12 protein-coding genes are annotated in these 14,249 nt (G+C 69.4%); 3 read left to right on the forward strand and 9 right to left on the reverse strand.

Going from position 1 to position 14,249, the window contains the following annotated elements:
• Positions 1 to 49: 49 nt before the first annotated feature.
• From LXT23_RS50745 to LXT23_RS31350, 9 genes are all read right to left on the reverse strand, one after another.
• Positions 50 to 151, reverse strand: a complete 102-nt coding sequence (locus LXT23_RS50745; RefSeq protein ID WP_407692926.1) for a DUF5953 family protein — start codon at positions 149 to 151, stop codon at positions 50 to 52.
• A 67-nt stretch (positions 152 to 218) separates the two neighbouring features.
• Positions 219 to 1,550, reverse strand: a complete 1,332-nt coding sequence (locus tag LXT23_RS31315) for a Kelch repeat-containing protein (RefSeq protein WP_253984037.1) — start codon at positions 1,548 to 1,550, stop codon at positions 219 to 221.
• Positions 1,551 to 1,896: 346 nt separating this feature from the next.
• Positions 1,897 to 3,402: a LamG-like jellyroll fold domain-containing protein gene (locus LXT23_RS31320; protein WP_253984038.1), complete on the reverse strand. Its 1,506-nt coding sequence runs from the start codon at positions 3,400 to 3,402 to the stop codon at positions 1,897 to 1,899.
• A gap of 256 nt (positions 3,403 to 3,658) precedes the next feature.
• Positions 3,659 to 5,518 carry a S8 family serine peptidase gene (locus LXT23_RS31325; protein WP_253984039.1) on the reverse strand — a complete coding sequence of 620 codons (1,860 nt, stop codon included), beginning with the start codon at positions 5,516 to 5,518 and terminating at the stop codon, positions 3,659 to 3,661.
• A gap of 964 nt (positions 5,519 to 6,482) precedes the next feature.
• Positions 6,483 to 8,321 (reverse strand): hypothetical protein, encoded by a 1,839-nt coding sequence (locus LXT23_RS31330; RefSeq protein ID WP_253984040.1) that lies wholly within the window; start codon positions 8,319 to 8,321, stop codon positions 6,483 to 6,485.
• A 98-nt stretch (positions 8,322 to 8,419) separates the two neighbouring features.
• Positions 8,420 to 9,670: a hypothetical protein gene (locus tag LXT23_RS31335; protein ID WP_253984041.1), complete on the reverse strand. Its 1,251-nt coding sequence runs from the start codon at positions 9,668 to 9,670 to the stop codon at positions 8,420 to 8,422.
• Between the two features lie 14 nt (positions 9,671 to 9,684).
• Positions 9,685 to 11,253 carry a caspase family protein gene (locus LXT23_RS31340; protein WP_253984042.1) on the reverse strand — a complete coding sequence of 523 codons (1,569 nt, stop codon included), beginning with the start codon at positions 11,251 to 11,253 and terminating at the stop codon, positions 9,685 to 9,687.
• 3 nt (positions 11,254 to 11,256) lie between these two features.
• Entirely contained in the window at positions 11,257 to 12,018 is a 762-nt protein-coding gene (locus tag LXT23_RS31345) for a DUF4384 domain-containing protein (protein ID WP_253984043.1), read from the reverse strand.
• Complete coding sequence (locus LXT23_RS31350) at positions 12,015 to 12,518, reverse strand: RNA polymerase sigma factor (protein WP_253984044.1); 504 nt, start codon at positions 12,516 to 12,518, stop codon at positions 12,015 to 12,017. Before LXT23_RS31350 ends, LXT23_RS31345 begins: the two co-directional genes overlap by 4 nt.
• A 215-nt stretch (positions 12,519 to 12,733) precedes the next feature.
• Between LXT23_RS31350 and LXT23_RS31355 the strand changes: the two genes are divergently transcribed.
• The 3 genes from LXT23_RS31355 to LXT23_RS31360 all read left to right on the forward strand — a co-directional run bounded on the left by LXT23_RS31355 (position 12,734) and on the right by LXT23_RS31360 (position 14,245).
• Positions 12,734 to 13,081, forward strand: a complete 348-nt coding sequence (locus LXT23_RS31355; RefSeq protein WP_253984045.1) for a tetratricopeptide repeat protein — start codon at positions 12,734 to 12,736, stop codon at positions 13,079 to 13,081.
• A gap of 10 nt (positions 13,082 to 13,091) precedes the next feature.
• Positions 13,092 to 13,226 carry a hypothetical protein gene (locus tag LXT23_RS49800; protein ID WP_256561361.1) on the forward strand — a complete coding sequence of 45 codons (135 nt, stop codon included), beginning with the start codon at positions 13,092 to 13,094 and terminating at the stop codon, positions 13,224 to 13,226.
• A 155-nt stretch (positions 13,227 to 13,381) separates the two neighbouring features.
• Positions 13,382 to 14,245, forward strand: coding sequence for a 2-oxo acid dehydrogenase subunit E2 (locus LXT23_RS31360; RefSeq protein ID WP_253984046.1), 864 nt, complete (start codon positions 13,382 to 13,384; stop codon positions 14,243 to 14,245).
• Positions 14,246 to 14,249: the final 4 nt, after the last annotated feature.

Consider the following 14,249-nt stretch of genomic DNA (forward strand, 5'->3'; position numbering starts at 1 on the left):
GCGGCGCTCCAGGACAAGGCAACTGTCCAGTCAACCCGGGGGTGAACCGTCATCTGGAGGACGGAGTGGGGGCGCGCCCGCCGATCTCCGGGAAGCGCTCGTAGGCCCGCTCGAGCGCGTCCAGAATAGTCTGCGTACCGGACTTCTCCACCCTGAGTTCGCCGAGCAGGTCAGGCGGACTGGGCGGCCCCCAGGAAGCGCCCGGACAACCACCGCGGTCAGTTCTTCGGCCAGGACAGCTTCCAGAGGTCGTTGAGGAACTCGCTCGCGCCGCCGTCAGACGTCGCCCCGCCGTTCAGGTAGAGCTCGTAGGCGACGGGAGTCTCTCGCACGAAAGAGATGCCTCCGACGCGAGACGGGGGGACGGAGGAGGAGGGGTCGAGGGCCACCTGGGTCCATTGATTGTCCTCCACTGAGTAGAACCACAGCTCGTCGGAGAGGCTGTCGAAGCGCTGCCCCCCGAAGATGACCAGCCCGCCATGGGCGGTGTCGAAGAACGCCACGGCATTGTCGCGCGGCGAAGGGAGCGGGCCTGTCGGATGGAGTTGGGTCCACGTGAACGTATCGAGGCTCAGCGACCAGAGGTCGTTCTCGTAGTTCGTCGGACCGAAGAGCTCCCCGGCAGGCGTCGTGGGCCCCTGAGCTGCCCCGAGGCGGTAGCCGCCAAAGACCAGCAGCGAGCGGCTGGCCGGATCATACCCGCCAGCTGCCCAGGCGCGAGGCGCGGGCTTCTCACCGGACGTCGTGACAAGACTCCAGCCGGTGTCCTTGTCGTAGACGGCGACATCATTGCGAAGACCGGTGGGCGTCGTGGCGAAGCGTGGAAGCGTGTTGCCCACACCGCCAAACGCATAGAACGTCTTCGTCTTCTTGGGATGGTCGGCGTCCGGGACTTCCACCACCAGGGCGGAGGAACGGCGCACGGCGAACGGGTCTCCCAGGTCTTCCGTAGGGACCTTCTCCCAGTGGTGACTCTGGACGTGGTAGGTCCACATCTCGGGGAACATCAGATCCGAGCCGGTCCGGAACCGGTCCCGCCCTCCCACGATGCTCACGCAGTTGCCGCACGGACCAGGAATCAGCAGGGTGTCGGCCCGCGCCGCGGGGGTTTGCGGCGAGGCGAGGTTCGTCCACGTGGCCGTGGTGACGTCCAGGGCATAGAAGTCGTTGACGGGAAAATCGCTTGGGAAGTTCCCGCGCTGGCCGCCAAAGCGATAGACGACCTCCGGGTCACCGCCCGAGCGGGCGAACGAGGCGCCAGCCTCCCAGAGCGCGGGCGGGATGTCTCCCTGCTGCTGAACAGCCTCCCAGAACGGGGCCGTGCAGAGCGGCGCGGTATTCAGCATGGACGACTGAGTTTGTGCGTTCTGTGCGGCGCCCGCGAACCCCGGCTGCGAGGTCGTCTCGACGCCGCACGCGCTCAACACGAGCAGGGCCGCGAGGCCGGAGCCGTGGTGAAGGATGGCAGTGCGGGGTTGGTCGGAAGCGGTGAACGGTAGCGTGATGGACATGCCCGATGATGCCGCGAAACGCGCAACGCCGTGGCTCATTTCTCAAGTGGGCCTCCCTGCGCAACTTCGCTCTCGCCCCGGAGCGGCACAGCCTCTCCAGTCCCTTCCTGTCATTGGCACGCGGGTGGGACTGGCTCAGGTGCTTGATGGCTTGACCGTGTTCATCGAGGCGGCCCGCCCCCGGGGTGCGGGCGATTCTGGAGCACCTGGGCGTGCCCACGGCATGTGCGCGGCCGCAGGGCTCCGGGCGACCATTGTCCTAACGAGCGGACTTCGATGCTGCGGTCGTCCACCTCCTGGAGCAGTTGCACCGCCCAGGAGGCTTCCGACGTCTCTTCTCCTCTGCCCGACCTCGTAGGGCAGGCAAAGATATACCCCGGATGGCTTAGTGCGTGTTCAGCACGGCGACGTCGCAGGCGGTGAGCTCGCGGCTGTAGGTCCGGACATCGTCGAACGAAGCCGGAATGCTGTAGAAGCCGCCCAGGCAGGTCGGCAGCCTGCGGCCGATGCGGAACGAATTGGCGCCCGTGAGGTTCGTCGGCGCAGCGCTGGTCGCGGAGCCGACCAGCACGCCGTCAATGTACACTTTGAGCGAGGTCCCGCTGCGGGTATAGGCGACGTGGTGCCAGCTGCCGTTGTTGAGCGGCGATGGAGAGACATTGACGCCTGCACCGTTGGTGCCTGCCGCGTCCTCGTAGATCTCGAGCGACGCTTCCGAGGTGCTGCCGCTGAGCCTTGCCGAGAGGTAGTTGCCTGCGCTCCCGGCCACCCGGTTCCCGATGAGATCTCCGCTGCCGGGGCCGTTGAAGGTCGTCTTCAGCCAATAGCTCACTGTGAAGGCGCCCGTCCCGAATTGCCCGGGCGCGAGGCCGAAGTCGACGTGGGCGTTGAGATCGCACTGCTGGGTGGGCGTGAGCGTGATGGCGCCGGAGCCGTCGAAGCTGACCGTCCGCGACGCCGAGCTGCCCAGCGTTCCGTTCGACGTGCCCGCCGAGTCCAGGGCCGTGCTGCCGCTGGCCTCGTCGAAGGTCCACTGGTGGGCCAGGTTGCTGGTCGTGTCGCCGACGAGCGGGCCACCGGTGCAGACCCCCTCCTGGCAGGTGTCCGGCTGGGTGCATGCGTTGCCGTCGCTGCACGCTGTTCCATTGGGGGCCGCCGGATTGGAGCACTGCCCGGTCGACGGATTACAGGTTCCTGCGACATGGCACGCGTCGAGAGGCGCGCAGACCACCCCCGCGCAGAGGTCGGGCTCGCAGGTGTAGCTCCCGGGCGTGTTGACGCAGATTTCACCCGGCTGGCAGTTCGCCGTCCCGTCGGCGCACTCGTCGATGTCGGTGCAGATGCTCGGCTGTCCCGTGCAGGTGTAGCCCGGCTCCACTTCGCAGACGCTGTTGCAGCCGTCTCCAGAGAGTTGATTGCCGTCGTCACAGATTTCGAATCCGCCCAGCACTCCATCACCACAGATGGGCCGCAGCGACGTCTCCACCGCGTCCACCAGGTAGAGCGCGAGCACCGCGCCTCTCAGGCGCACGTAGCGATAGGGCTTGTTGCCCGGGTACGCCGCCACCGCCACATGCGTCCCCAGTCCCAGCTCCACCAGGTGCAGCGGGCTGGAGCCAATGAGCGTCCCATCCGCCTTCAGGAAGTCCACCTGCGCCACCAGCGCCAGTGACAGGCCCTGGTAATAGACGCGCAGGTCGCCGGTGCCTTCCTCGCCCGCACCCAGGTCCAGCACCAGCGCCGTGTTGAGCAGGCCCAGCAGCGTCGCCGCCTTCCCGTCCGGCGCGCCCAGCGCCGCGCTCGCGTTGAGCACCGTCGCCGTGGTGCCCGGCGCCACCGCGTCCGCATACGGGTCCCACGTCAGCGAGGCTTCCGGGCTCGTACGCGTCAACGCCGCATCGCCCCCTCGCAACGCCCCCTCGCTTCCGGGACGTACACCTTCGTCGAGAGGCTCCACACCGCAAGACCCCAGCAACAATGCCAACGTCGTTCCCAGCCCCCACGACAACAGCGCATCTGTACGGCTTCTCATTGGATGTCTCCCTAGAAAAAGTCAGTCCAGCCCCGCGCCCGTCTCTCGCGAACGGCACGCAGACAACAGCCCCACGGCGGCACCGGCCGGCCGTGGGGCTCACTGCATTGCTACGTCACGGTCCGACGAAGCGCTGGATTTCGGCGTTGCCTCCGATGCCCCACACCGTTCCGTCCGCGGCGGCGGAGATCTGGTAGAGCGAGCCGAGCACGGGCGCCCAGTTCGAGCCGTTGAACTTGAACACGCGATTGCTCGGGTCGAGGCCCCAGATGTTGGAGGCATTGCCGACGGACACGTAGATCATGCCGGCCGGCCGGGTGAACGCGTTCCACGAGGTGCCATTCCACTCGAGGACGCGCAGGTCATCCGCCGGGTTGGTGGCCCACAGCACGCCGTCCTCACCCACGGAGATGCGGTCGACGCTGCCGATCTTCTTCTCCCAGGCCGAGCCCGTGTACCGGTACAGATAGCCGGCCGTGTCCAGGCCCCACACGGTGTTCGCATTGGCGAGGGTGACCTGCTTCATCCCATTCGGGATGTTGAAGAAGGTCCACGCGGTGCCGGTCCACCGCAGCACGCGCATGTTGTCCGGCGGGTGGGTGGCCCACAGCGTGCCATCCGACGACGCGGAGAGCTCGCTCACGCAGCAGCGCTGGAAGTCCCAGCCGGAGCCGTTCCACTTGTAGTGCCGCCCCGCCGTGTCGAGCAGCCAGATCTGGTTCGCGCTCCCGACGGCGACCTGCTTCGGCGTGACGCCCGGCGGCGGGGGCACCACCTCGAACGGGACGAGCAGTGAGTAGAGGAACCGGTTGGGAGAGCCCTTCGGGTCCTGGATGACGTTCTGGGTGCTGCCGTCCAGGAGCGCCTGCGCCACGGTGGCCGGAGTGGCGGTGGGGAACTTCTGGAGGTACAGCGCGGCCACGCCGGTCACGTGGGGAGCGGCCATGGAGGTGCCGTCCAGGCTGGCGGTGTCGGTGTCCCCGGTGTACCAGGCGGAGACGATGTCCACGCCCGGCGCGAAGAGGTCCACGCAGGTCCCCCAGTTGGAGAACCAGCCCCGTGTGTCATTGATGTCCGACGCGGCCACGGTCAGCGCCTCGCTGGCACGCGCGGGACTCCTGCCGCACGCGTCCGCGTCCTGGTTGCTCGCGGTGACGACGTACGTCACTCCGGCCGCGATGGAGCCACGCACGGCGTCGTCGAGGAGCGAGTATGCGCTGGAGCTCAGGCTCATGTTGGCCACCGCGGGCTTCTGGTGGTTCTTCGTCACCCAGTCGACGGCGGATATGATGCCGCTGATGCTCCCGCTTCCGTTACAGTCGAACACGCGCACGGCATGGAGCTTCACGCCCTTGGCCACACCGTAGGTGGTGCCTCCGATGCTGCCGGCCACGTGGGTGCCGTGTCCGTCGCAGTCATCCGTGCCGCGTCCGTCGTTGATGGCCGTGAAGGCTGGGGTGACCCGCCCGCCGAAGTCCGCGTGCGAGGCGCGGATGCCCGTGTCGAGGACATAGACATTCACGCCCTGGCCCGTGGTGGACTGCACGTAGCGCTGGTCATATACGCGCGCGTGCGTATCGATGCGGTCCAGGCCCCATGGGGGGGTGGTCTGCACGGCGTCCGGTTCGATGCTTCCGTCCTGACCCACCGACTTCACGCGCGGGTCCGTGGCGATGGCGACGGCCCGGCCGTCATTCAGCCCGCTGGCGGCGAAGCCCAGCAGGCTCCCGTCATAGACGTACAGCAGCGTTGTGTGGGGGTGCCTGGTCAACTCCTGTGCCACGGCCGGTGCCTCGGCCGGCGTCACCTTGGTTTTGTCGAAGGTGAAGATGTACTGACCTGCGATGGGGTTTGCCGGCCGCTCGATTGCGGGTACCGAATTCGGGCGGTCGGCTCCTGCCTGTGCACCGATACTGGTGGCGAGCAGCAGTCCCAGTGACAGACGCTGCGCCAGGAGACTCAGCTTCGACGACATGTGTAGCCTCTTCGTGTGGGGGTGTGGTCCGGAGGCATTTCAAATCCCAGGCCAGACTTCACTCCCTGTGAAGTCGCGAGGTCGCAGAGTATTGGCGCGCGGCTCGACGCCTGGATCTCTAGATTCGCGAGGCGCGGACACGTCAAAGCGCAGGGGCGAGGCTCGGGCTGACACGTCAGTGCAGACACATACGGGGAAGCCACGGGGTCCGGACTGACACGCCAGTGCATATGCAACGGGGAAACCGAGGCCGGGAACCAAGGCTGATACCGGTTCCCGGCTGGGCGTGTCAGGGAGCCCGTGTGAGCGTCACCCGCTGCAACCCTTCCCCCACACAGTTCCGAACCTGACGCCGACCCGCTTCATCGGCCCGGGAGACTTCGGCCAGGTGCGCTGCGATGTCCTTCGCAACGCCCATGGCACGGTGTGGCGCTGGTGGTGGAGTGCGACTTCTCACCAGGGCAGACGGGGACTACCGGGCGAGGGACTGTTGCTCGGTGAGGCAGGGCTCCCTCTTCTCGGGGGGACGAGGAACAGCGCAACCGACGCCAGCGCCCTACCGCCGCAACGCGAACTTTTCTCACGTCACTCTGGCCATCGTGGACTTCGACGGTGAAACGCAGGCCGCACCGCGAAGCCCGTCCGCTACCGCGGCGTCTTCCCGGTCAGTGGGCCCGTGCCCGTTGACTCGGCGAGCCGCTGGTCCGAGCGCCTTTGGCCGCGCCTCATGCAGTGCGTGGGGCTCGGGGCCTGACGGAAGCCACGTTGAAGGCCGATATCGCCGAGCGTCCCAACCCTCCAGTTCCACGCCGCTCCGGCCAACGACGCCGGAGGGGCACAGAGGGCACATAGGGGGTCGAAGGAAAAAGAAAAGCCCAGCAACCCCTGAGGAGTGCTGGGCTTTCAATGGCGAGGAGTGCGGGACTTGAACCCTTGGCCGTTTGCGTAGAGCGGCCGCGGCGGCTCACTCCGTGAAGGTGGCGCTCCCCGTGCGCATCCGCTTCACGTCCATCACGCCCAGGGTGTCGTTGCGGGTCGGGTGTGCGACTGCCGCGAAGCGCACGTTCAGGGTTCCCACGTAGTCTATCTTGTCGAAGGTGAACTCGAGGTCGTTGGTGCTCCCCGAGTAGAGCGGGAAGGCGTCGGCCGACTCACTCAGCCACAGGTCGTACCGCGTGGCGCGAGCCGCACGCGTCCAGCTCGCGCTGAAGGAAGAGCCCGTCGGACGGCTGAGCTCGCCCTCCAGCGTCAGGTCGAACTCTCCCGGCAGCGTGAGCGTCCTGCAGAGCACGTTGCCCCCACGCATCACGCGCATCTCCACCGACTCGCCGAACCCATGACCCGACATCGAGATGAACACGTTGTGGAAGGCGCCTTCCTGCAGCATGTATGGCACGTCCATGCCGGCAAGCATCACCCTCGCATCCGTCACGTGCTCGTCGTTGTCCTTGACCTCGACGCGCAGGTCGCTCGACTGCCACATGAAGTCGGCGTCGTAGTGCTCGAACGAGCCCTCCACGGTGAGGTGACTGCCGCTCGTCACCGTGTCGCACGGCGTGAAGGAGATGGGCACTTCCTGGCTCCGCCGCACCACCAGGCTGTTGTCCACCTCCACCGCCACGACGCGCAGGGTCGCCGCGCCGCCATGCAGCCGGGGCGTGAGCTTCGTCCGGCGGTCCGCCGTCCCTTCGGACGCGAGCACCTGGCCATCCGCGCGCACGCTCACCTCGTAGCGCCGCGCACCCTTCGACTCCGTCCACGCCGCCTGCACGGCCTCGCCGGGGCTGTAGCTCATGGGCACGGTGGGCCAGGTCACCTCGAAGCGGGCCGGCACCATCACCGTCCGGGTGACCTCGTCGTTGCCCTGCCGCGCCGTCACCGCGACGAGGCCTCCGTCGAGCAGGCCCGACGCGTCGTCGATGTGGAGCGTGTAGCGCTTGCGCTCCTCGTCGTAGCTGGCGACCTGGTCGAACACCCGCACCTGGGCGTCACCCGCGGCCACGCCGTCCCGGCGCACATCGAAGGAGAGGTCGGCCTGGGTGCCATTGAAGGAGAGCTCTCCGGTGAGCAGGAGCGCGCCCTCGGCTGGCTCGTCACCTCCGAGTCCGCACGGAGCCTGCTCCGTGGTGTCGTCCCATGCGGCCTCGCAGACGAACGCGTCGAGCAGCGGGTCGTTGCGCAGCACCACGGGGATGGACGTGGTGAGCGGCACCACGTTGGAGGTGAGGTTGTCGTCGAGCCGCACCAGGTTGAAGCCCTGCTGCAGGCCGGTCGCGGGGGCCTGCGCGGAGTCGAGGTACATCACCATGAAGGCGGGCGGCCGGGTCCACTCGAGCGAGGCCCCCAGCACGCGGTCCACCGGGGTGCCTTCCGCACGGATGGTGTCCAGCTTCCCGTTGCCGTTGCGGTCGTTGTACGCGAGCACGATGCCCACCGAGCCCTTGCCCCGCATGCCGTCGCCCAGCTCCACCAGCGCCTCCGCTGGCGGCGCGGCCGTCACGTCGAAGGTGTAGCTCACGGGGAAGCCGCCCGTGTACGCCACGTCCTCGGTGACGATGCTCACGGGCTTGCTCACGGGGCCGGACTGCTCGGTGAGCAGCGAGGGGTACCACGCGAGCGCGAGGCGGACCGGCTCGTTTACCTGACTCTTCGAGTCCAACGCGAGCCGTCCCTGGAGCGTGGCCAGCGGCTTCCCGGCGGGCGGCGGCGGCTTCGGCTCGGGCGTGTTGTCGCCGCAGGCGGTGGAGAGCGTGAGCAGCGAGAGCAGCAGGGTGTTGCGGGTGCGGCGGCGTGGGGTGGTCATTTGAAGCTCCGGTTGGAAGAAGGCCCCACCGTCTGGGGCGCTCATGTCTTCAAGACCGGGCAGGCATTTATTTATGGGAACACCCCCCCACGGATTTTTCAGGGCACCCAGGTGACGGGGCGGATTCGCACGGACTCCATCCGGACCCAGCCCAGCCGTGAGGCGTCCGCGGACCGCGCCACGGCGCCGACGCGGAGCGTGGCGGGGCCCACGTACGACACGGGCAGCAGCGTCGCGCTCGAGTCGGTGCCGAAGGTCCGCGTCAGCGTCAGGCCGTCCGCATCGAGCAGCTCCGCGTCGTAGGCGTACGCCCCGGCGGAGGTCGTGCACTCCACCTGGAGCTGAGTACCGCTCCGCACCTGGGCTCCCGGGGCGGGCGTGGTGATGTCGAAGCTGTCGGGCATGGTGAGCAGGCGCCGGGTGACGGAGTCCCCCCAGCGCGCCACCAGCTCCACGGTGCCACCCTCGGTGAGCAGCGAGGAGTCCGCCTCTTCGAGGTGGTACGCGACGTGCCCGCGCACGTACGGCACCGGCCTGCCGCCGAGGGTGAGGGTGGCATCCTCCAGTTGCACGTCGTCGCGCGTGACGTAGAGGTTCACGAACGCCGCGCGGCCCGTGAGCGACACCTTGCCATCGACGATGAGCGTGCCAGGAGGTGGCGGGGGCGGCTCGAAGGAGAGTCCGCATGGAGGCTCCGACTCCGGCACGTCATCCCACGCCAGCTCGCACACGAGCAGGTCCAGCTGGTCGCTGCCCGCGCTCAGGTCCAGGGGAATGGGCGTGTCGAGCGGCGCCACGCCACCTCCGTCCCGGGTGAGGTGCACGAGGTTGAAGCCACGCTGCAGGCCCGTGTCCGGCTCCTGCGCCTCTTCGAGGTAGAGCAGCACGTAGGAGTCGGCCCCGCCCCAGGAGGAGCCCACCACCCGGTCCTGCGTGGGCGTGCCACCGCTGGCGGGGAGCGGGTCGAGGCGCTGGTTTCCGTTCAGGTCGCGGTAGGCGAGCAGGAAGCCCGTCGCGGCACGCCCGCGGATGCGGCCGCCCACCGCCACGCGCGCGCTTGCCGGAGGCGGCTGGTGGAGGGGCAGCGCGAAGTCCGCGGGGAAGGTGGCCTGGAAGGGCACGTCCTCGGTGAGGATGGACGTGGGCGAGGTCGGCGACGCGGCGGAGTCGTCCACGATGCCGGGGTACCAAGCGAACGTCAGGCGCACCGCGCCGTCGGGCCGGTCGGTCGGGGAGAGGCTCGCCTGGCCACGGAGCGTGACGAGCGGCTCGCCCGCGTACGTCGTGTCCACGGGAGTACCGCACGCGGCGGCGAGGAGGAGGGAGACCAGCCCCAGCAGTCGGTGCATCACGGCATGTCCTCTCAGAATCGGTAGCCCGCACCCAGCATGGCGGAGGGCGCGAGGCGCAGGGGGGGCACCCGCTCGTTCGCGGGTGGCAGGTAGCGCACCAGCAGCTGTCCCTGGACGAGCGCGAAGGTGGGGCCGGGCAGCGGAACCTCCACGCCCACCACGGGCCCCGCCGCCACGCCCAGTGTGTTGCGGGAGGCCAGCGCGGGCAGGCCCAGCGTGCCCTGGATGTCGTCCTCCCGGTCTCGGCGGAAGGACTGCCGCAGGCCCGTGAGCTCCAGGGACAGGCCCACCTGCGGCACCAGGGCCCACTCCATCCACCGGTAGCCGGCGGACAGGCCCAGGCCCAGGGCGCCTTCGCGGATGTCGAGCCCCTGGCCCCGATACGAGGCACGCGTGCCCGACACCGTGCCGAGCGCCCACCAGGCGCCCCGCGTGTGCCGGTAGCCCAGCGCGGCCGACAGGCGTGTGCCCGTGCCCGGAATGGCAGCTCCCTCCCAGCGCCCGAGCGCGAGCACCGCCGCGTTCTTCAGGTCCAGGGCACCGCCCTTGACGGCCACTTCCTGGTAGCGGCGCCACTCGAGCGCGGCCTCGTTCACCTGTCGCTCTCCGCCGAAGGGCAGCTCGACCTCCAGCAGGCCGGTGCTCGCGCCCGCGCGCTTGCGCACGAGGTAGCGGCCCGGTGGCACGGCGATTCGCAGGGGGCGGCCGGGCTGCTTCTCCACCTCGGCGACGACATCCGGGCGGGGGCGGCTGGAGACGACGTAGCGTCCGGAGGCGGCGGCGGGGAAGACGAGCGCGCTGCGCGCCCCCGCGGGCTCGGTGAGCACCAGCTCGCCCGTGCCGGCCAGCTCCAGCGCGTACGCGGGGTGCTGGCCCGCACCGGCTGCGCCCGCCACGGTGCGCCGGTAGGAGTAGGCATAGGCCTCGGACAGGGACACCTTGCCGTCCGAGTCCGCATCCGCGTCCCCGCGCAGGCCGGTGAGCAGGTGGTGCGTGAAGAGCGAGCCCTGGAGGGAGTCCCACTCCTCGCTCACCTCGGCCGGGCCGCTCGACGAGATGACCACCTGGCCGTGCAGGGGCAGCTTCTCCAGCGCGACGTCGTAGGCGGGCGCCGCGCGGCCTCCCTTCTTCTGGGCGAGGGTGCCGCTCTCGCATGCGTCCACCACCACCACGGTGAGGCGCGCTCCGGCCTTGCGTGCGGTGTCGCGCAGCTCCGCGAGCGGCAGGTGCGAGCCGGACAGGTGCAGCACGCCGGCCTTCGCGTGCGACGAGACGTAGACGACCAGCACCGGGTCATGCCCGTCGCCGCGCAGCTCGGCGATGCGGCCCGCCACCTCCGCGAGCTTCTGGCGCACGTCCTGGGCGGAGGCATCCACCAGCACGGACGCGCGGTCGGCGCGAACTCCGCCCAGCTCGACGAAGACCTGGCGCATGCGCGCGGCATCGTCATCCGCGAAGCGCAGCACCGCGTCGTCCGGGTCTCCCACGTTGGCGCCGATGGAGACGAGCAGGCGCACGGTCTCCGCGGGGGAGGAGGCCGGCCACAGGAACAGGAGGAGGAGCAGGGACAGCCGCCACATGGGTCAGGGAGCCTTGCGCAGGCGCAGCGAGGAGACGCGGCACCCGTCACAGGCGAGCGTGGGGGCCGCTCGGCCCGACTGTTCGCGGAGCTGCGCGAGCAGCGGGGCCGCCTGGAGCGGGCGAGGGGAGAAGACGGCGAAGAGCCACTCCGCGCCCGGCGCGTCGTCCAGCTCCACGCTGCCGGGCAGGAAGTCGCGCTGAGCGGCTGCGAGCGGCGCGGAGCTCGCGCCATCGAAGGGGTGGAAGACGCTCGCATTGCCGCGGCCGTCGAGCTCCAGCACGAGGAGGTGGCCTGCCTCGGGGGACTCGTAGGCGAAGCGCAGCCGGTCTCCCGCCTTCACGACGCCGTCCTGGGCAAGCGGAACGGGCTCCGCGCCCGCGCGGGCGGCGACCACGCGGAAGGCCTCTCCCTTCCAGGTGACGCCAGGGTCGTCCGGGAGGAGGCGGGGACCGAGCACGAGCACCAGCACGAGCAGGGGCACCACGGCGGCGAGCACGGGGAAGAGGCGGCGCCAGGGAGACGGCGCGCGGGCCGCGGCCGCCTCGCGCGTCTCGAGCTGGCGAAGGAAGCGCTCGGGAGGGCGGGCGCGGAGGAACGCATCCCGGCCGGCGGTGAGCGCGTCGAGCTGGGCGCCACAAGTGGCGCAGGCCTTCACATGGGCGCGCGTCGCGTCGGGTGTGGGCTCACCGGCGGAGAGGGCTTCGAGCACGGCGGCGGGAGGGCAGTCGGGCCCGCGAGGAGAGGGGGGGAGGGGAGCGGTCATCGTCGTTCCTCGTTGCTGCGTCCCGCGAACAGCTGGCGGATGCGGTCCTCGAAGGTCTTCAGCTTCTTGCCCACGGTCTTCCGGGAGAAGCCCGTCTGGGAGGCCACCTCTTCCTGGGTGTAGCCATCCAGGTAGTGGAGCACGCCGATGGTGCGCGTCTGTCCATCCAGGGTGCGCAGTGCGGCGCCGAGCAGGGCACGCCGGTCGGCGTCCTCCGTCGAGCCGGTGCCTCGCTCCTCGAGGGTGGCGAGCTGCGACTCCTCGGCCACCGGCTCACGGCCGCGCTTCTCCATCAGGTCGAAGCAGCAGCGCGCCGCCACCGTGTAGAGCCAGGCGAGCGTGGCCTCTCCCTCGCGTGGAGGGCCGTAGCGCTTCACGCGGAGGAAGGTCTCCTGGAGTGCGTCCTCGGCGTCCTCGGGCCGGCGGACGAGCTGCAGGCACCGCCGGTGCACGAGGAAGCCATAGCGCTCATAGAGCTGGCTCAGCCACGCGTCATCCATGGCGCGCGCTTCCTCCAGGCCTGGCCTTCCGGACGGTGAAACTCACGGCGGTGTGCTCCTTCAGGGAAGAAGACCGCCCGACCGCCGGAAAATGGGAACCTCCCTCTCAGCGCGGCCGGGAAGCCGACACGGCCGCATAGCATCCGCCATCCGGCCCTCTGGGGCCAGTCACCCGGGGAGTATCCCGAGGGCCCGGCTAGACTCGCCCTCCACGCATGGACAGACAGGCATCCCTCGCCCGGGCGCGTGAGCTGGCGGACTCGGGCGCGTTTGGTGACGCGCACCGGCTGTTGATCCAACTGCTGGCGCAAGACGTGGACGACGAAGCGGTGCTGTGGGCCATCGTCGCCGTCTACGAGAAGCAGGGTGCCCCTGCGCCCGTGGTCCGCTACCGGGCCCGAATCGCCGAGCTGTACGCGAGCCACGGCCGCGACGAGGACGCGCTGAAGCTGCTGTACCAGGTCGTCGAGCACAACCAGGACCCGCCGTGGGCGCGGCGGAGTACCTCTCCAAGACGGGCACCGGCCTCTTCTCCCCGGGTGCCGCGCGCTCCACCACGGTGAGGTCCGCACCGTGACGTGGCAGCCCGAGCTGCCCCCAGGCGCCATCACCGTCTTCAACGAGACCCACTACGGCGAGTCCGGACACGTCAGCGTGTTCTGCCCGCAGGGCCATCTCCTGTTCCATGCCCGTCGGTGGATTGCCTGAGCCGGCCTCTTTGTCCTGCTGCGTCATGCCTTGACGCCTGCAGAGCGGGTAGGGAAGCAATGGCGGGTCGGCCCCTTCCCTTCGGTGGGGCGGAGCCGCGACACTGGCGCGCCCGCCGAGCGGGCATTCGTCACGAAGAAGGAAGGACTGCGGTCATGGCGCACCTGGAGTTGATTCCGAAGCGGGACCTGTCGAGCTTCCGCAAGCTGGCCATCGGGAGCTGGAAGACGGCGTATGACCCCACCGTCTACGGGACGCTGACGGTGCGCATGGACAAGGCGATGGCCTACATCGAGGCCTTCCGCCAGCGCACGGGCATCCGCCTCACCGTGACGCACCTGGTGGCCAAGGCGATGGGCGAGGCGCTGCGCCGCTGCCCCGACGCCAACGCCATCCTTCGCTACAACCGCATCTACCTGCGCCAGCGCGTGACGCTGTCCACGCTGGTGGTGCAGACGGACGGCGGCAAGGTGGACCTCACCTCGGCGCGCATCGAGGACGCGGACAAGAAGAACCTGAAGGAGATTGCGTCCGACCTGGAGGAGGCCGTGCGCCGCGTGCGCGAGCGCCGCGACGTGGCCCTGGAGAAGGGGAAGGGCACCATCCAGAAGATTCCGTACCTCTTCCTCAACACCTTCACGTGGCTGCTGTCCTTCTTCATGTACACGCTGAACCTGGACCTGAGCCGGTTCGGCATGCCGAAGGACGCGTTCGGCTCGGCCATCATCACCAACGTGGGCTCGCTGGGGCTGGACACGGCGTACGTGCCGCTGGCGCCGTACACGCGGGTGCCCATCTTCGTCGCGCCCGGCGCGGTGAAGGAGGTCCCGGTGGTGGAGGACGGCAAGGTGGTGCCGGGCAAGGTGATGAACATCAACGCCACCTTCGACCACCGCTTCATCGACGGGTTCCACGCCGGCGTGCTCGCCAACACCCTGCGCGAGATGCTGGAGAACCCGTTCGAGAGCTTCGACGCGCTCCCGGAGCCCGCCCAGGCGCCCGTGGCCGCGGTCGGGTAGCGCG

Origin of the sequence: Pyxidicoccus xibeiensis, assembly GCF_024198175.1 — a bacterium.
Classification (GTDB): Bacteria; Myxococcota; Myxococcia; order Myxococcales; family Myxococcaceae; genus Myxococcus; species Myxococcus xibeiensis.